General features: G+C 48.7%; 19 protein-coding genes and 1 tRNA gene. 6 read left to right on the forward strand and 14 right to left on the reverse strand.

Going from position 1 to position 17,979, the window contains the following annotated elements; translation table 11 throughout:
* Positions 1–9: 9 nt before the first annotated feature.
* Positions 10–684 carry a DUF3800 domain-containing protein gene (locus FH871_RS21255; RefSeq protein ID WP_138993390.1) on the forward strand — a complete coding sequence of 225 codons (675 nt, stop codon included), beginning with the start codon at positions 10–12 and terminating at the stop codon, positions 682–684.
* 48 nt (positions 685–732) lie between these two features.
* Positions 733–1,212: a hypothetical protein gene (locus FH871_RS21260; RefSeq protein WP_212768254.1), complete on the forward strand. Its 480-nt coding sequence runs from the start codon at positions 733–735 to the stop codon at positions 1,210–1,212.
* A gap of 228 nt (positions 1,213–1,440) precedes the next feature.
* Here the strand turns inward: FH871_RS21260 and FH871_RS21265 are convergent, their stop codons facing one another.
* The 8 genes from FH871_RS21265 to FH871_RS21300 all read right to left on the reverse strand — a co-directional run bounded on the left by FH871_RS21265 (position 1,441) and on the right by FH871_RS21300 (position 7,083).
* Positions 1,441–2,946 (reverse strand): hypothetical protein, encoded by a 1,506-nt coding sequence (locus FH871_RS21265; protein WP_138993394.1) that lies wholly within the window; start codon positions 2,944–2,946, stop codon positions 1,441–1,443.
* 75 nt (positions 2,947–3,021) lie between these two features.
* A complete protein-coding gene (locus tag FH871_RS21270; RefSeq protein WP_138993396.1) occupies positions 3,022–3,462 on the reverse strand; it encodes a hypothetical protein in 441 nt (146 codons plus the stop codon).
* Positions 3,459–3,791, reverse strand: coding sequence for a helix-turn-helix domain-containing protein (locus FH871_RS21275; RefSeq protein ID WP_138993397.1), 333 nt, complete (start codon positions 3,789–3,791; stop codon positions 3,459–3,461). The genes FH871_RS21270 and FH871_RS21275 overlap by 4 nt, the downstream gene beginning before the upstream one ends.
* A gap of 92 nt (positions 3,792–3,883) precedes the next feature.
* Positions 3,884–4,810, reverse strand: coding sequence for a hypothetical protein (locus FH871_RS21280; RefSeq protein ID WP_138993398.1), 927 nt, complete (start codon positions 4,808–4,810; stop codon positions 3,884–3,886).
* A 70-nt stretch (positions 4,811–4,880) separates the two neighbouring features.
* Positions 4,881–5,117, reverse strand: a complete 237-nt coding sequence (locus FH871_RS21285) for a DUF4926 domain-containing protein (protein WP_138993400.1) — start codon at positions 5,115–5,117, stop codon at positions 4,881–4,883.
* Positions 5,118–5,121: 4 nt separating this feature from the next.
* Positions 5,122–5,463, reverse strand: a complete 342-nt coding sequence (locus FH871_RS21290; protein WP_138993402.1) for a DUF6883 domain-containing protein — start codon at positions 5,461–5,463, stop codon at positions 5,122–5,124.
* Between the two features lie 8 nt (positions 5,464–5,471).
* The gene (locus tag FH871_RS21295; protein WP_138993404.1) at positions 5,472–6,830 is read right to left on the reverse strand and encodes a site-specific integrase; all 1,359 of its coding nucleotides are present in this window, start codon (positions 6,828–6,830) and stop codon (positions 5,472–5,474) included.
* 180 nt (positions 6,831–7,010) lie between these two features.
* Positions 7,011–7,083 (reverse strand) — tRNA-Thr (locus FH871_RS21300).
* Positions 7,084–7,178: 95 nt separating this feature from the next.
* On the opposite strand from FH871_RS21300, the gene FH871_RS21305 reads away from it, so the two are divergent.
* The gene (locus FH871_RS21305) at positions 7,179–9,182 is read left to right on the forward strand and encodes an ABC-F family ATP-binding cassette domain-containing protein (RefSeq protein WP_171062909.1); all 2,004 of its coding nucleotides are present in this window, start codon (positions 7,179–7,181) and stop codon (positions 9,180–9,182) included.
* Between the two features lie 262 nt (positions 9,183–9,444).
* Here FH871_RS21305 and FH871_RS21310 read toward each other — a convergent pair whose 3' ends face one another.
* On the reverse strand, positions 9,445–10,368 hold the full coding sequence (locus FH871_RS21310; protein WP_138993407.1) for a bestrophin family protein: 924 nt from the start codon (positions 10,366–10,368) through the stop codon (positions 9,445–9,447).
* A 107-nt stretch (positions 10,369–10,475) separates the two neighbouring features.
* Here FH871_RS21310 and FH871_RS21315 point away from each other — a divergent pair, with 107 nt between their 5' ends.
* Positions 10,476–11,792, forward strand: a complete 1,317-nt coding sequence (locus FH871_RS21315) for a DUF5103 domain-containing protein (protein ID WP_138993409.1) — start codon at positions 10,476–10,478, stop codon at positions 11,790–11,792.
* A gap of 1 nt (position 11,793) precedes the next feature.
* Here FH871_RS21315 and FH871_RS21320 read toward each other — a convergent pair whose 3' ends face one another.
* The 5 genes from FH871_RS21320 to FH871_RS21340 all read right to left on the reverse strand — a co-directional run bounded on the left by FH871_RS21320 (position 11,794) and on the right by FH871_RS21340 (position 16,196).
* On the reverse strand, positions 11,794–12,954 hold the full coding sequence (locus FH871_RS21320) for a serine hydrolase (RefSeq protein ID WP_138993411.1): 1,161 nt from the start codon (positions 12,952–12,954) through the stop codon (positions 11,794–11,796).
* Positions 12,955–12,972: 18 nt separating this feature from the next.
* Complete coding sequence (locus tag FH871_RS21325) at positions 12,973–13,581, reverse strand: hypothetical protein (protein ID WP_138993412.1); 609 nt, start codon at positions 13,579–13,581, stop codon at positions 12,973–12,975.
* Between the two features lie 113 nt (positions 13,582–13,694).
* Entirely contained in the window at positions 13,695–14,522 is an 828-nt protein-coding gene (locus tag FH871_RS21330) for a LytTR family DNA-binding domain-containing protein (RefSeq protein WP_138993413.1), read from the reverse strand.
* A gap of 51 nt (positions 14,523–14,573) precedes the next feature.
* Positions 14,574–15,677, reverse strand: coding sequence for a redox-regulated ATPase YchF (gene ychF, locus FH871_RS21335; protein ID WP_138993415.1), 1,104 nt, complete (start codon positions 15,675–15,677; stop codon positions 14,574–14,576).
* Positions 15,678–15,872: 195 nt separating this feature from the next.
* Entirely contained in the window at positions 15,873–16,196 is a 324-nt protein-coding gene (locus FH871_RS21340) for a DUF3276 family protein (RefSeq protein WP_114407973.1), read from the reverse strand.
* 265 nt (positions 16,197–16,461) lie between these two features.
* Between FH871_RS21340 and FH871_RS21345 the strand changes: the two genes are divergently transcribed.
* Together FH871_RS21345 and FH871_RS21350 are read left to right on the forward strand one after the other, a co-directional pair.
* Positions 16,462–16,908 carry a septal ring lytic transglycosylase RlpA family protein gene (locus tag FH871_RS21345; protein WP_114407974.1) on the forward strand — a complete coding sequence of 149 codons (447 nt, stop codon included), beginning with the start codon at positions 16,462–16,464 and terminating at the stop codon, positions 16,906–16,908.
* A 157-nt stretch (positions 16,909–17,065) separates the two neighbouring features.
* Positions 17,066–17,977, forward strand: a complete 912-nt coding sequence (locus FH871_RS21350) for a DUF58 domain-containing protein (protein ID WP_138993417.1) — start codon at positions 17,066–17,068, stop codon at positions 17,975–17,977.
* The last annotated feature ends 2 nt before the right edge of the window (positions 17,978–17,979 follow it).

The following is a 17,979-nucleotide window of genomic DNA, read 5'->3' on the forward strand; positions in this document are numbered from 1 at the left end:
ATTCTTACCATGGGACTAAAAACATTTAATTTTTATTGCGATGAAAGTTGTCATTTAGAAAACGATCATCAGTCATATATGTTAATTTCATATGTAAGTTCTGCTTACAATCAAATTGGGTTACATAATGCAACGATTCGCCAGATTAAGGAAAAACATCAAATGAATGCTGAAATAAAGTGGTCAAAAGTCTCTCACTCAAAGTATGGATTTTATGCCGACTTGATTGATTACTTTTTTGCTACTGAATTGCAATTTAGAGCTATAGTAGTTAATAAGACTAGAATTAACAATATTGCCTATGGGCAATCATTTGATGACTTTTATTATAAGATGTATTATCAGTTATTGCATCATAAGATTGATATGGAGCACAGATATAATGTATACTTAGATGTTAAAGATACATTGAGTGCATATAAAGTGAAGAAATTAAAAGAGATTCTCAATATTCGATATAGTTCCATCCGTAACTTACAAAATATAAGGTCGCACGAAAGTTTATTGATGCAAATGACTGATCTACTTATGGGAGCAATATCTTATCACCTGCGAGGGGGCGGATCAGTAAGGGCGAAGAACAGGCTGATCGAAAAAATTCAAGGTCATTGTAGCCTGCCGCTAACCTACAGTACCCCTCGTGAAGAGTCGAAATTCAATCTTTTCTTTATTGATTTAAAATAGTCTATGCCATTACATTTATTAAAAACATACAGTAGCCTCCTTGAAATTATGCACTTAACAGAAAGAGAGCGCAGAGAAGCTTTGTATGAAATCTTTAGGCGTGATATTGAAGAAAACCCGAATTTTTCCTTTCGTGGCCGACTTATTAGACCGTTCAAGGGAGAAGAGCCGGAAATGCAACTTCTCTTCAGTCACCTTATCACGCATGATGTTGAGGAAAACCAAAACGGGCAAACCATCAAACGCCGTGAGTTTGAAATGATGCGGGCACAACGGCTGCATTGGATATGGCATCATATCCAGGAAAAACACCCGCACGATATGGAATTATTCAGTGTAGAGGAGAGACATCAAAGCAGGTGGGTCATAAAAACATACATTCTTGACAAGCAGCAACGGTATGTTATTATACTAGAGCCTTATCGGAAACAACCTGACTACTACTTGATTACGGCTTACCATTTACAGGATAGAAGTTTTAAAAAAATAATGCAAAAGTTAGGCCGTAGATTGCCCGTAGTGCATTAAACGCGAAAAGCGACGGGCATCTTGGCCAGCCGCTTTTCGATCTCCTTCTTCCATCTGGAAAGATGAGACTCACTGCAAAGGTACAAAAACTATACTATCTATGTCAACAATTGTTTATAATTTGTTCTTAGTCGGCCCTCTGCAACTGGTTGATTTTCAATTATCAGATGGTTTTACCAGAATTGGCGTTTCTTCTACATATTCAAAGTAATTCCTTCTACAGCGGTATCAAATCTTTACCTCATAGGGGGTTCCCGCCCAATACTCGAGTACAGCCCGCTGCTCATCAGTCAGTCGGATTCCCTCATCAGGTGGAAACAAACCGGGCGTGTCGAGTACGCGTCGCAAACGCCGGGCCAGGTTGTTGCGCTCGTTACTCTCCCGGTTGCGGACGTTATGAGCCGCCCGGCTGTACTGATCCTCTTTTGAGCCTTTGGCGTATTTCCGTTGTTGGCGGTTTAATGTCAGTAATAAGTCGTCGTCATTCCGTAGAACGACACTTGAAACAAACCGTTGCCCCGGCCGTGGTTGGTCAATCATTACACCCGTTACAGGACACACTACCGGGCGCGGCTGGTCTGGTTTTCCACTGTCACAAGGTACCCCGGAATATAAAGGGTTAATTTGTGACAGTGGGGGCGTTGGGGGCGCGGTTAATTCGTGACAGTCGGGCGGGGTAAAATCGGTTAATTTGTGACAGGTCCCCCCCTCGTTTATCACGGTTTCCTCACTGTATTCTCCCCCCGTAAAACCGTTCCAAATGTCAGGTTTTGTCAGGTTTTGCCACCCTATTTTGTGTTGATTAATGAGCGTCAGTAAGTGGTCGTCAACGCTGGTTAATTGTTCCCACGTTTGACGAACGAGAGCGGCAACCTCACCTTGCCAGTTACTACCGTACTGATCGAGCAAGGTCCGGAAACGGGTTTTATTCCGGCTCAGACGTTGGCGGTGCGTTGCGGCCTGTTTTACGGTCAGGTTTTCGGGCGTGTGCCAGTAACGCGGGTTCCGGCCTTGCTGGTATATATGCCGTTCGTCGTTGCTCAGGCCCTTAGTGTCAATTGCCGGGTCGTCAAACAGAATTTCGTTGAATGTCTTGACCAGTAAGGCCCCTAACAGCTTGAAATTATCCACGTTCAATAGATCGGCCAATGTGCGTAGGGTAACGCCCGTACCGTCAAAATACATCATCTTTTTTACCCGAATCTCAAACCGTAGTACGTTAGCGGCTAGCCCTTTCTGTTTGCCTTTGTCATACATTTTTACCGCGTAGCGTTGTCGATCACAGACGAAATACGGGACCGGGCTATGACTATCAATCGCAAACGGCTGGTTTTTATAGCAGATGAGATTTTCTAAGACTTTGGCAACTGGAAACGCCAATTCAACGTTTACGCCAAACTCTATGTTATTGATGACCGACTCAAACAGGTTAAAACCGTACTCAGTTGCCAATTGATCCAGCGTCAGCAACAGGTCGTTTGCGGTGTATTGGTCGGCATTATGTATACCGCTGTTAAAAAACTTGTGCAAACTCCCTTTTACCTCAACCCGGTAACCTTGTTCGGTTCGGCGGGGAACGAGCCGAAAGGTTAGCCCCCGGTCATGCGCCTTTCTGACCGGATTAAGAATAACCCCAGTTTGCCCGTCAACCAACGTTCCAAACGTCAAACACTCATTTGTCAGCAGTGCATCAACGTTTACCGAAACGTCCTGTATGGTGATTCCGTCGAACATGGCAAAGTGAACCCGCCCCCACGGTCAACGTGTGGTAAATGCCCGCGCGGGGCGGTTCGTTACATGAAAAATGAGTTAAAGAAGCCCCCGGCCAACAACGGATGCCACAAACGCGGCCCGGTCTTTGGGGAAAGGATAATAAGCCGGGAAGTAACGAAGGGTCATACGCCCGGCATCAGTCGAGAATTGAACGATAACCCCGTTGCGGACTTTACTGCCTCCCTGTCCAAACGTCACCACATTACCGATGTAAACGCCCGCGTAGTTGGTCCGTTGCAGCCCGGTAAAGAACGTAATCTTTCTTGCTGACCTTTTGCCCGTACCGGTTTCCTTTTTCTTGGTTTCGGGACCACGTAGGATAAATTCGGCGTCTATATTTTCGTTAAACCGACGTTCTTCAACAATCAATTCACGCGGAACCTTGCAAAACCCCGGTTCACATTCTATGACAATATACCGGCCCCGGTCAATATCAAGCCGGTACGTCAGGCGGTGGGAGGTGGGTAGATAGTTCATTGGTTCCGGCCCTCCGCTGCCTTGTGTTTAAATCGGCGCGGCTGTTTGAGCGCGGCCAATACGTCCGTTTTTTGATAGCGTACGCGCCCGTTGATTTTGCGCGGAACCAGTACGGCCGGTCGGTCGTCGGTGTCGGTTGCCCAATCGTGCAAGGTGGTTAGACTCACTTGCAGAACATCGGCTGTTTGTCGGCGCGTCAGTAATTCGGGGAGGTCTGAGCCTTCGGGGGCGGGGGGCGTGTAGTTCGCCAACTCCGAGCGAACCGCCCCACGTACCAGTTCGGTCAACTGGTCGGGGGTAATCTGGATTTGTGTTACTGTGCCGTACATGGCCGTATTTGATTTGGTACGGCTCAAAGTTGAAAGGAATAGGTCTGTTCAGAGTTATACTATAACTTCGACTATAACCAAGTATAATTAAATCACTTACTACCTATGTATTGTTCCACCAATTCAGATAGGTAGGAGATAAACGTAATACCATCCTCAGAAGCCCTAAAAGAATCTTTACGGGCCTGCATTAACTGCATTGGATTACTAATGGAAGTTCCAAACAATCCGCCTAATTGTTTAGCTAATACTTCTATAGTAACTGGTTTGTTTGTTGTATTATCAATAATTCTTTGTGACTTTGCCAAAACCCAAACTAATTCTGCAAAGTCTGATTTGTCACCCCTGTCGTCTCTCCAACGAAGTTTTTTGGTAGGCTCCACGGTTTGGATATTGGGTAAACCTTGTCCTAAATTTTGAACCTTAACAGTTGATGTATCCGCTGGAACCGGATTAGTGAAAGTAGTGGTAGATTCCGGTTTTGGGGAGTATAGTACATTGGTTGTTCCCCACTTGTGGGGTTTTATTCCATACCCAATTAAAAAAGTGTGTATAATCGAAGCCACTGAATCCGCAGCCTTTGAAAATTCGTAACAACATTTCCTGACTTCCTCAACGACTTCAAAAATGTGTTTTTTATCTTCTTCGGTTAACTTTGGTTTTTTGGTATCTGTATCAAAAAATAATCTACCAAACTGAACGAGTATTTTGTCAACCCATTCGTCAGATTCTATAAATTCATAACCATCCTTCAATCCATATGAATAAGAGTTAAGATTGGTAATGTACTTTATTCTTTCTGTCGGTCTTAGGTCTGAAGAAAGGTTTGCGTTTACCTCTTCAATTAAATCATTCCCCAGGGTAGAATAACTTATAAAATCCTTTTCAACTGCCTTATAGAGAGCACCTCTTTCCGGGAACGGACCAGACACGTTTATATTTATAAACTCTTCTGGCAACGTATGGGTAGCTCTCCAAAAAACTTTATCTATACGTTCTTGAATATCAGTTTTAACCATTGACTTTACTTGGTTTGGTCTAATAGTAAAATTGCCTTGGTTGCTAGGCAGTGTTAGTTAATTTGAACCCTTACGCGGCACTTTCTAAATCGCTGTAATGCAACATTACCCGACCTAAATCAACTTGCCTAACCTCATCCGCGCTCAGTGTTTCAACGGCCACCGTGTCGCCTTTGGCGTTAATAAATTCTACTTCAAAAAGGTCGTTACTCCCGTAGATGTGAACAACCGTACCAACGTCCCCCCGGCGTAATCCGATGGTCGGGCGGTCGGTCAATAAGGCTACTAAATCAAGTTCCTGAATCATGGTCTTAGTTATTTGGATATGCTGTGATTAATCGCGGTTCGTAATCAGGCGGTTCAACCGCCCAAACGGTTATTAATGGGTACGTTTTGCCGTTGGGGGCATTCATCGAACCAACAACAACGTATTTGTGACCCGCCCGGTTAGTGGATTCATCAATAACCAAACCCATACAGGCAAGCCGTAGTAGATCAACCCGTAATTGTTCGCCTTTGTCGAGCGTGTAGCCAATGAGTTCGTAAAACCGGGCCTTACTCTTACCGTCAGGGTGTGTCGGATTGAGTAGGTACTGATAAAGTTTATTATCATCAATTCGGGCCTTTTCACAGTTGGGTAATTGGTTTTTCATCAGAACAATCAGGCTACTTTTTGCAAAGGCAAAACGGGAATGGCTGAGGCAACTGATTCGCTGGTGAGTCCCGAAAAATGTGGGTGGTCCAGCATCATCAATGCGTTTTGCTCGGAGGAAATTTTGATATACCGTAAAAACACTGCCTCTGAACGGTGACCGGTAATCTTCATAATCGCAACGGTAGGAACCTTTGCCAAATACGCATTCGTTGCAAAAGACCGGCGGGCGGTGTGGGTCGTAACCATTTCACACTTTTCTAAATAACGCGTTTCCTTCCTGCCGCCTTTCGTCCGGCTCACTTCTACGGAGTCTGTTAGCCCGGCACGTCGGCACAATTCTTTCAGATAATCGTTCATTTTCTGGTTTGTGATCGTGCGCGGGGGAATACCTTCGTATTTGCTGATGATAGAAAGGACTTTAGGGTTGAGGGGTATAGAAACCCTTTCGGATGTTTTGAGCGTCTTACGCGTCAATATACGCCCGTTGTGGGTAATGTTTTCAGGCCTTAACTCTGAGAAGTCGGAAAACCGTAGGCCCGTATAACAGCCAATCAGAAACAAGTCACGTACCCGATCGAGTCGGGCGTTAGTGGAAAGGTCAAGGTTATAAAGTATCGTTAATTCCTCATCAGTCAGGTAAATATTATCTACATCCTCCACTAACTTTTTAAAATCCCGATGTTGGTAAACGTTATTGCTGTGCATACCGTCGGCGTGTGCCTGTTTCAACATTACTTTAAGGTCTTTGAGCAACGTGCCTACGTAATTGAGCGCGAGGCCCCGACCGGTCAGCCAGAGTTTAAAGGCGTGGTAATAATCGAGTGAGAAATCTTTGTAATCAATGCCTTTACGTGTTTCGGCCTGGTATCGCTCTAGGATTCGTTTTAACTTCATGTAACCTGCCAATGTATAATGAGAGTATCGAATACTTTTGGAGTTTAGACGTTTTCCGGCCTCAGCCTCTTTAACAAACCGCTCAATGTAATCTGTAAACAATTCCGTTTTTGCCTCAACTACGTTGATTTTTTTAGTCCGGCCTAATTCTGTGTCGAGGTGCTGTTTGATTGTCTCATTATCAAAAGGGATTTGAGCCAGTTGCAGCGCGTTCAATACCTTTTTCGTAGCAGACCGCCAACGGTCGAGGTGGGCATTGATCGTTTCAAACGGTTCGCGAGCGGCCCGGCTCTTTTGATTGGTGTACGCCCGTTGGTTGGTTATGTCCCATTGATACGGTTCAATCGTGAGGCCGGTAGAAATCTTGAACCGGGCGTTATCGTAGCGGAAAACAAGGTTGATGAGCGTTGGCCGTTCGGCTCGGGCATCTTTGAGTAAGAACTTAATGTCCTTATCCGATATGGTTTTCATTGGTAACTTGGTTTGGTCAGTTCCAAGTTACGAATATTCTAAATACGGGGGACGGAATAGGGGACGGATTTACTTGATTATTCCGTATTTCTTTCGATAAAGCCAGATAAAGCAAAAGGGTTAATCAGTTGATTTTGAGGTTTTACGCTCGAAAACTGATTAACCCTGATCTGAAAAATGAGCCTCCTACGGGACTCGAACCTGCGACCTACGCATTACGAATGCGTCGCTCTACCAACTGAGCTAAGGAGGCAAAAACGACTTTTCAGCGTTTTTGTGGGTGCAAATATAGCGGGTTCTTCACAAACCATGCAAGCAAACGCGGCAAAAATGCGTAAATTTGCCGGTATGATTTCTCTTACAAACCTGTCTTATTATCTCGGAAGCCGGGCGCTCTATGAAAATGCGTCGATGCACATCAAGCCCGGTCAGAAAATTGGTCTCATTGGCCTCAACGGAACCGGAAAATCGACCCTGCTGCGGTTGATCATGGGTGAATACCAGCTCGACGGCGGAAGTATCTCCAAAGCGGGTGATGTAACCATCGGTTTTTTGAACCAGGATTTGCTTTCCTACCAAACCGACGACTCGATTTTGTCGGTGGCTATGCAGGCTTTTGAACGCCAGAACCACCTGCAAAAGCGGATCGACGGCCTGCTGCACGAGATGGAAGTCAACTATCGTGACGAACTGATCGACAAACTGGCGCGGGCGCAGGACGAATTTGCAGCTCTGGATGGCTACACGATTCAGTCGAAAGCCGAAGAAATCCTGGAAGGGCTGGGCTTCTCGACCGGGGATCTGGACAAACCGCTGCGGCTGTTTTCCGGGGGCTGGCGGATGCGCGTGATGCTGGCAAAACTGCTGCTGCAAAAACCGTCGCTGCTCATGCTTGATGAACCGACCAACCACCTGGACTTACCTTCCATTGTCTGGGTTGAAAAATACATTCTGAACTACGAAGGAGCGGTTATCGTGGTTTCCCACGACCGGGAATTTCTTGATAATGTGGTGGATAGCATTGTGGAAGTGTCAGGTGCCAAGCTGAATTTCTACGCGGGAAATTATTCGTTCTACATTGAAGAAAAGGCGCTCCGCAACGAAATTCAACAGGGTGCTTACGAAAACCAGCAGGCTAAAATCCGGCAGACCGAGCGCTTTATCGAGCGGTTTAAGGCGAAAGCCACCAAAGCCAAGCAAGCCCAGAGCCGGGTGAAAATGCTCGAAAAAATGGACCGGGTCGATGCGGTGATCGACGAAAATGCCCGCGTTAACTTCCGGTTTAACTTTTCGACGCAACCCGGTCGGCACATTCTGCACCTCGATGAAGTAACGAAAAATTACGGCGAGAAAAAAATCCTGACGCACACCACCGCCCGACTCGAACGGGGTGATCACGTGGCCCTGATTGGCGCCAACGGTCGTGGTAAATCGACGTTGTTGCGGATTATTGCGGGAACCGAACCGACCACGAAGGGCGAACGGCGGCTGGGGCATAATGTCTCGTTCAGTTTCTACGCCCAGCACCAGTTGGAGTCGCTGAACGTGGAAGACAACATGCTGGAGGAACTGAAATCAGCCAATCCGACCAAATCCGAATCGGAATTGCGGACGGTTTTGGGCTGTTTCCTGTTTTCGGGCGACGATGTTTTCAAGAAAATCAAGGTGCTGTCCGGGGGCGAAAAATCGCGGGTGGCCCTGGCGAAAGTGCTGCTGTCGCAGGCCAACTTCCTGCTGTTGGATGAACCGACCAACCACCTGGACATGCAGTCGGTGAATATTCTGATTCAGGCGCTGGATCAGTACGAAGGCACGTTTGTGGTGGTTTCCCACGACCGGTATTTCGTCTCGCAGATTGCCAACAAAATCTGGTACATCGAAGACGAGCAGATCAAGGAATACCCCGGCACCTACGACGAATACGAATGGTGGCTGGAAGAGCGGAAGTCGAATCCGGTCGAGACGCCCGCCAGTACTCCGCAACCGACCGCGACCGCGAATGGTAAACTGGCCGAAACCAGCAAACCGGCCGATAAGAATGGGCAAAACCGTTCCAACGGTTCTGCCAACGGCAAGGGCGTCACCAATGACGAAGAGCGCAAGGAATGGCAGCGGGCGTTGAAAAAAGCCACGCAGCAGGCCGAAGATTTTGAGCAGCAGATTGCCCGGCTTGAAAAACAGAAAAAGCAACTGGAAACCGAAATGGCCGAGCCGAAAGTGGTGGCCGATGGAAAGCTTTTTCAGTCTAAAACCGCTGACTACAAACGGGTTGGTACGCAACTCGATTCGTTTCAGGCGCAGTGGGAGGACGTGATGCTGGAAGCGGAAAAATTGGAAAAGAAACTGGGGTAAAATTCCCTGTTCATCCGCCAGACCGGACCCAAAAAGATGCCGGCCGAAAAAAACGCCCAGGTCATTATACCGGCAACTGTACCCAGCGCAGGGTTGACGTACCATCTTGGACGGCCGGGCGGTAAGAGGGGCGATTCGCAAGGGTTAGATATACCAGTTGAAAAGACAGTTGGGCGATGCTAAACCCGTCTTCTAAGGCTCATTGCGTCAGGGTGGAGAGGAAGCGATTTGAAAAATAACGGTTTCTCCCGGAAGCCCCAACTCAAAGAAGCCCGGAATTGGAGGTTGTTTTGACCGCTTCCGAAACCGGGATGAGTTGCCGAACCGATTGCCGGATGTTTTTGCAGATCGTTTCGGCGGGCAAATCGTTCGCATCCGTCCCAAACGGGTCTTCAATTTCTTCGGCAATGACCTCCAGACTGGCCAGAACGTAGAAGATGAACACGACAAACGGGACGACAAAATAATGCAGGCTGAAAACGTAGCCCAGCGGGAGGGTGATGCAATAAATGAAGATGAATTTTTTTAGAAACGAGCTGTAGGAAAACGGAATCGGTGTTTTGTTGATCCGTTCGCAGGAGCCGCAGATGTCCATCAGACTTTGTAATTCGCCGTTCAAAAACAGCAAATGTTCCGGTAAAAAGACGCCCTTTCGCTGAAGCTCATAGACTTTGCGGGTAAGAGCCGCCGAAATTTGGGAAGGAATGTGCTCGTGCCGGTTCAGTGCAGATAAGGGGAAAAGCGAACATTCCGTAAATTCTTTTTCGACAAAATGCGCCCGCAGGTGGTTTTTCATCGCGTAGGCAAAGTTGGGGATCATCACGCGAAAAAAGTCCCGCTCATCGGTGGCCGCCTGATCCAATAGGGGTTCCAGTTTCAGGGCCAGGTTGCGGCTGTTGTTGGTGAGCGCCCCCCACATCCGACGCCCTTCCCACCAGCGGTCATAGGCAGTGTTGGTTCTGAAAACCAGCAACATCGAAATGACAAAGCCCAGAAGTGAGTGCATCACCGAAATGTGCCTCAAATCCGAATTGTCTTTCATATTAAAGACGAAGAGGAGAATGAAGGCCACCAAAAAAGAATAGAGCGTCATCAGGCCTAAAAAGGGCATCAGCTTGCGGACGGTGTCGGCTTTTGGGAAATTAATCAGAAACCGGACCCACTCTTTTGTATCGTAATTGACCATTGTCGCCTGAGTTACATCTTGCTGAGGTCAAAAATACATCCTGAAATGTTTTTTATACTGCCTTTCCCTAAATTTCGTTCCTACCTATACCGATTTATCTATTCTAAATGCTTTCATTCTTCCGACTTGTTTTGCTGCTCAACGGCATTGTAATGGTTCAGGCTTCCGCCCAAAACCTGCCGACCGACGATCGGATTGCCGATCCAGCCATCAAAACCGTGTTGCTGTATCCGGTGCTTGGCAGCGACCCGACCGATCCGGCTCAAACGCTCAACCCGCCCACCATCGATCAATCCGTCGAGACGCAGCTCATGCTGGAATTTGACGATCTGACGGCTACCTTTCGTCCCTTCCGCGCTAAATTCGTGCATTGCAACGCCGACTGGCAACGGTCGATTCTGAATGACATCGAGTTTACGTACGAATACAACGACTATCCGATTCAGGATTATCAGATTTCGCAGAACACCAAAATACCGTATTACCATTACCGGTTTCCGGTGCCGAAGGTCAAATTGCCGGGCAATTATGTGTTGGTGGTCTATAACGAGCGGAATCCGAACCAGATTTATTTCAGCCGCCGGTTCAGTACGTACCTCAACCGCGTGGGCGTGTCGGCCACGGCACAGTTTGCCAACGATCCGCAATTGCGCTTTACCGACCAGCAGATCAATTTCGAAATCAGTTACCGGGGCTATCCGCTTATTTCGCCCCAGGACGACCTGAAAATTGTCATTCGCCAGAATTTTCGCGACGACCGCGTGATCACGGGTCTGCGGCCGACCAACGTCCGGGCGTTTGATAACCTGCTGGAATACCGGCTTTTCGATCTGAAAAACACGTTTCCCGGTGGGAACGAATACCGGTATTTCGATACCCGGACGGTTTTGTCGCGCGGCAATTACATCGAACGGATCGATCGTAAGGAAGACCGCAACACGGCTTTTGTGAACGCCGACGGCATTCGGAGTGTGGGCGCGTATGTGCAAACCGACGATTTTAACGGACAATACGTGATCGATCACCTGGAAACCCGCATTGGAGCCACGCAGGCCGACTACATCACGACGGTTTTTACGCTGCGCATGGACGAGGTGCCCAATGCCGAATTGTTTGTGAACAGTGCATTCAATTTCTGGCGGCTAGACGATCTCAACCGGATGAGCTACGTCCCGGATTTGCACGCCTACCGGGCCGAAATTCAACTGAAACAGGGTGTTTATAACTATAATTATTCCTTGAAAGGTATTCCCCCGCCGGTGTCGCGCTCCGGGATGAACCTCACGGGCAACGAAACCCTGATCGAGGGAAATTATTCGGACACGGAAAATGAGTATGAAATTCTGGTCTACCACCGCCCCCCGGCGTCGCGGGCCGATCAGTTGGTGGGCTACCGGCGGATTGGCTACAACAAGCGGAAGTAAGCTATTTCAGCAGTAGATCGAGCAACTGGTCCTTCATTTCGCCCACTTTCCGTACGTAAGGCCCGTCGGTCAGTGTACCCATATTTGTTCCCATGAAGACATACAGTTGTTTCTCCGGGAAATAATACAGGGCGCATCCGGCTCCTAAACCCGCCCCACCGTGGCCGTAGGCAAGCTGCCCGGAATAATAGACATGGTATAAGCCCATGCCGTAAGTCGGTTCACCGTCTTTGTCGTTCACCCAGGTCATTATCGTTTTCATGCTTTTGTCTGACAACAGTTTTCCTTCCAACAGGCCGCGCAGAAATTTGACGAAATCGATCGGAGCCGCCACCAGCCCATCGTCGCCCGACAGGGAGTTGACGTTGACTTGCTGCATCTGCGAAACGTTTTCCAGCTTGCCGTCGCCAAACCGGTCGAAGTAACTGTTAACCAGGTTGGTTTGCCGCTGAACGTTATGGTAAAAGGTTTGCTGAAGGTGGAGGGGAACTAGAACGCTTTCCTGAATCAGCCGGGCGTGGTCGCCGTGAACCTGGTTGGCGATGAGGGTCAGCAGCAGGTAATTGGTATCGGAATACTGAAAATAACTACCGGGTTTGAAGAGCAAAGGCGCCTTTCGAATGTACGACAAATAATCGGCACCGGTAAATGAACGCAGCGGGTGCTGCAGCAAAACCGTGACGTAATCGGTATCGAGCGAATAGTTTGGAATACCGGACGTGTGGTTGAGGAGCATCCGAACCGTGATGGTTTCAGCATCGGTAATGTTGTCGCTGAGATTTGCGGGCAGATAGGTCGTTATCGGCCTATCAAGCTCAATTTTACCGGCCTCGACCAGTTTCAGGATACCAACGGCCATGTAGGTTTTGGCCACGCTCTGGCTGTAGTGCAAATGGCAGGGTTGCAGGGCGGTTTTGTCTTCCAGCCGGGCATAGCCGGATGCTGTGGCCCAATACCCTTCCTGTGGGGTATAAACCGCCACGGCAACACCCGGTAATCCTTCGGCGGTAAAACGATCCAGCAGGTTTTGTATGGGCTGCGCTTTGGAATAGTGGGCATTGATTGGCGTGGTTTCCGTGCAGGAAACCGTGGAGGTGGCCAGATCCTCTGGCTCACACGCTAGCAGACCGGCCAGCAGGGCAGCGATAAAAGCGTATTTCATGGATTGGTGAGGTGCGAATTAGTGGGAAAAGTGAATGCGGGAACCAATTTGAATCAACTGGTTGGGCAGGAGGGGGACATCCGGGTTGTAGCCTTGTAGAATGAAAAACTGGTAGCTCACGAAGGGCTCCAGCAGTCGTTTGGTTTTGGTGCCCTGATAGCCGATGGATAGCCCAACCGGCACCATCAGCATCCCCTTGCCGCTTTGGCTGGCCGACTGCCATTCGCCGTTAATAAACACGAGTGTCGTGTTCGGATGAAAGGCAAAATGGTAGCCCAAGCCCGCTTTAACTTCCGCATACACCGGTCCGAAATGGGGACGATAGGCGGTTTGGGTAAACACCGACAACCCGTTTCCGGCGTTTCGGTTTCGGTAAAAACCAAGCTGAACCTGCTGGAGAAGGCTGCCCCGGCGGTTGTAGGCCACCTCCGTACCCAGGCTGAAGCCGACGTTCGAAAAGGTGCTTTTCAAATCTTTGAAAGGCATTGAAATCGAATGGAATTGTAAGCTGACCATAAGCGGCCAGTCGCGCTTGACAGACTCCGGGGCCGGTATTTGCTGCGCGTAAACCGGCAGCAAACCCGTCAGGACAAGCATAAGAATGTTGAATAAAAATGACTTTTTCATGGTGTGTTCGTATTTGCGTTGGCAAAGTACCACCAGGAAAAGCGTCTGTTTACGGCGTATAAGCCTGTTTTTCGGTGAAGTGTAGCAAAAATGTCCGTGAAGTGCAGTTGAATTTAGTCAGGAGAAAACCATTTTTTGAAAGCCGGAGCCTTGGTACGGCTTACCTGAATGCTTTCCGGAAAACCGGGTGTGCCTTTCAACCGTACGTTGAGCTTGCCGTTTTCCATTCGGTCGAAAGCCGACAGGCTTTGGCGGTGAAGGATGTACTGACGGTTGAGCCGGAAAAACCACTCGGCCGGTAGTTCTTCTTCCAGTTTGTCCAGCGACTGGTCGATCACGTAGCGCTTCTGCTGATCGGTCAGTAGCATCGTGTATTCGCCATCCACATAAAATCCGGCAATTTCGTTGAAAGGAACGGCTACATTCTGCCTGCCCGAACGAACCATGAACCCTTCCTGCCGGATGCGGAGCGCTTCGTGCTTCGTCAGATCGGCTTGCCGAAACTGATCGTAAAAATGGGCGCCGATGTAGATCCCGTTGATCGCCAGAATCCAGATAAAGAAAATAAAAATGTCGTGGGTGTAAAAGGTTCTCGGAACCGGTTTGTCAGTGGCCAGAAAATTGACCAGCTCTGTCGTTGAAGCAATCACCAGAATACCGGCAACGGAAGTGACCGTGCACTGCATGATAAGGCGTTGAACGAAACTCCGCTCGTACGGAAACTGCCGATCCAGCCTGTGGATCAGCAGGCGGATCATCCACCAGGCGGCATATCCTTCCAGCGTATCGATCAGAAACGTAGCTACCAACCGCCAGCCCGACGGAATATGCGTATAGGTGAGGTAATAATTGAGGACATTGATAAACGGAATCAATATCAGAAACAGCCTGATATCACGGAATGGATGGCGTTGGGCAGGGGCGATGGTTACATCTGCCATACAATCAGCTGCTATGGGATCTAAAAAAAGCGGGCCAGAAGCCCGCTATCCTTACGCACTATGCAGAAACTCCATCACATCGCCGTCGGCCACGACGTATTCCTTGCCTTCGACCGATAGTTTGCCGGCTTCCCGAACGGCGGCCTGTGATTTGTACTGAACGAAGTCCGGAATTTTGATGACCTGCGCGCGGATGAAGTGTTTTTCAAAATCTGAGTGAATCACCCCAGCCGCCTGTGGGGCTTTCCAGCCGCGCTGAATCGTCCAGGCGCGAACCTCCTTGACACCCGCCGTAAAATAAGTAATTAAATTGAGTAAGCGGTACGACGCTTTGATGAGCAAATCCAGACCGGATTCCTGCAAACCGTATTCTTCCAGAAACATCTGGCGTTCGTCGGGTTCTTCGATTTCGGCAATCTGGGCCTCGATGGCAGCACACACGATGACCACTTCCGCGCCCTCGGCTTTCGCCATTTCTTTCAGTTGATCGGAATACTGGTTGCCGCCCGGCAGCGATTTCTCGTCGACGTTTGCAACGTAGATCACTGGTTTTACCGTCAGCAACTGGAGTTCGCCCACGGCGGCAAACCGTTCTTCGGGCGTCACATCCACGGCGCGGGCATTCTGTCCGGCTTCCAGCGCCTTTTTGTAGCGGATGAGCACTTCCAATTCGGCTTTGGCTTTGGCGTCACTACCGGCGCGAACGGCTTTTTCGGTGCGTTGCAGTTTCCGGTCGATGGACTCCAGATCTTTCAGTTGAAGCTCGATGTCAATGATTTCTTTGTCGAAAATCGGGTTGACGCGCCCTTCGACGTGTACGATGTTGTCGTCTTCGAAACACCGGATGACGTGGACGATGGCATCGACTTCCCGGATGTTGGCCAGAAACTTATTGCCCAGGCCCTGTCCCTGGCTGGCGCCTTTAACCAGCCCGGCGATGTCGACAAATTCGATGATGGTTGGCACCACTTTCTGGGGCTTCACCAGGCTTTCCAGCGTGTCCAGCCGTTCGTCAGGCACCGTGACGACGCCGACGTTGGGATCTATGGTACAGAACGGATAATTGGCAGCTTCGGCCTTTCCGCTCGAAATGGCATTAAACAAAGTGGACTTCCCAACATTAGGCAGCCCGACAATACCGCATTGAAGACTCATGTATTTTTAATTTTGAATGAGTGAGTGAGTGAATGAGCGAATGAGTGAATAGTTTGACAAGAATCCGGCAGGCTATTCACTCATTCGCTCATTCACTCATTCACAATTGTCTCGCAAAGTTCGAACATTCAGGGGCGAAAAACAAAAAAGCCTCCGGTGATCAGAGGCTAAGTTGTGGAAGAAGAGATAGCGGGATTATTCCCATTTCAATTCGCTGCCGCCTACATCTTCCAGTTCATCTTTCACGGCATACTGGGAGAAGTCGAATTCAGGCATCAAATCGGATTTAATATATTGAATGGTATCGTGCAACGCATCAGAGAACTTGTCGAAATCTTCTTTGTAGAGAAACATTTTGTGTTTCTCGTAAATAAAACCGTCGCCCTGCGGATGCCGGCGGCTTTCAGTAATGGTCAGATAATAGTCGTTGGCGCGGGTGGATTTGACGTCAAAGAAGTAGGTACGTTTTCCAGCTCTGACGCGCTTGGAAAAGATTTTTTCTTTCTCTTTTTCTTCCACAATCTCTGGTGGTTTGAGGTGATTTAAACGCTAAAATAAGCGGATTAGTATAACTAGCAAAAATATTGCCTCAAATTAATTTTCATAGCGTACGGCCCAAACTGGACAGGTTTAAGAGAGCACTAGAATAAAGAAAGAAAACAGTTTGCTTCTTAAGCAGTTGCTGTTATCTTTGTAATGAGGGAATTGTAAAATTTCTGCTAAAGGTAGGGCGTAAGTGTCTGGCGCTCAACCTTTTTTTGTTTTCCACCAAACCTCAAACTGTATGAGTATAATCGTCACGATCATGCTGCTTTTCGGCGGCATGAAATCAACGGAGGCCCAGTCGGGTCTCATACAGAAAGGAAAGGCTTCTTTCTATTCAAAACGCTTTCATGGGAAAAAAACCAGTTGCGGAGAACGTTATCAGAACGACAAACTGACGGCGGCACACATTTCTCTGCCCATGAACACCATGGTCGAAGTGACCAATTTATCCAACAATCAATCCGTTGTCGTTCGGATTAACGACCGGGGGCCGCACGGCAAAGGCCGCATCATCGATCTGGCCTATGCAGCCGCGAAAACCCTGGGAATCGTTAAAACCGGCATCGCCAATGTGGCCATCCGGGTTGTCGGTCATAACCGGAAAATAACCGAGCCTGCCACCGCCGTGTTGTTTCCGCTTACGAACCGTTTAGAACCGTTGCTTGCCCCCATCGATACCATTTAAGCGCGGAGAACGTTTTCATATCGCGGTTGGATCACTGAATCAAAGCGTAGTTTGCGCCGGGCGCATTTCAGACACAAGGCAAATTTGATGTGCCGGATGCCCAAACTACCCTTCGAATCCCTTTGATGATCCGGCCGCGATCTGTATTTTTACGACTATGGCAACGCAAGTAGATTTACTGAAAGTCCGGGAATACGGTAATGTGGAGTTTCTGGCCCGCCAAATGGTGGAAGGATTCATTACCGGTTTACACAAGTCGCCCTTCCACGGTTTTTCGGTCGAGTTTGCCGAACACCGGCTCTACAATACCGGCGAAAGCACCCGCTACATCGACTGGAAAGTGTTTGCCAAATCGGAACGCCTGTTTGTCAAGCGGTTTGAAGAAGAAACCAACCTGCGCTGCCACCTGCTGCTCGACACCTCGTCGACGATGTATTACCCCGAACCGGGCTACGGGAAAATTACCTTCAGCATTCTGGCCGCTGCCTGCATTGCCTATTTGCTCCAGCGCCAGAAAGACGCCGTTAGCCTGACCACCTTTGCCGAAGGAATTGACATTCAGACGCAAACAAAATCAACGCCCTCGCACGTTCATAAAATATTCCAGCAACTCAACACGCTGCTGCAACAGCCGCCCCCGCTGCGGAAAACGTCGGCGGCCGAAGTGATTCACCAACTGGCCGAAAAAATCAACAAACGTTCACTCGTGGTCATTTTCAGCGACATGTTCGAGAATGTCTCGGATGTCGACCACCTGTTTTCAGCCCTGCAACACCTGCGCCACAACCTCCACGAAGTGCTGATTTTTCACGTCATCGATAAGAAAACCGAGGAAGATTTCAGTTTTGACGAACGGCCGTACGAATTTATCGACCTGGAAACCGGTGAAAAAGTGAAAGTGCAGCCCAACCAGGTGCGCGACAACTACCAGACGGCCATCAGGAATTTTTACCACGAACTTAAACTCCGCTGCGGTCAGTACCGGATCGACTTCATCGAGGCCGATATTGCCCAAGGATTCGACCAGATCCTGACGAGCTACCTGGTGAAGCGGACGAAGATGAAGTAACG

Origin of the sequence: Larkinella sp. C7, from assembly GCF_006149005.1 — a bacterium.
GTDB lineage: Bacteria > Bacteroidota > Bacteroidia > Cytophagales > Spirosomataceae > Larkinella.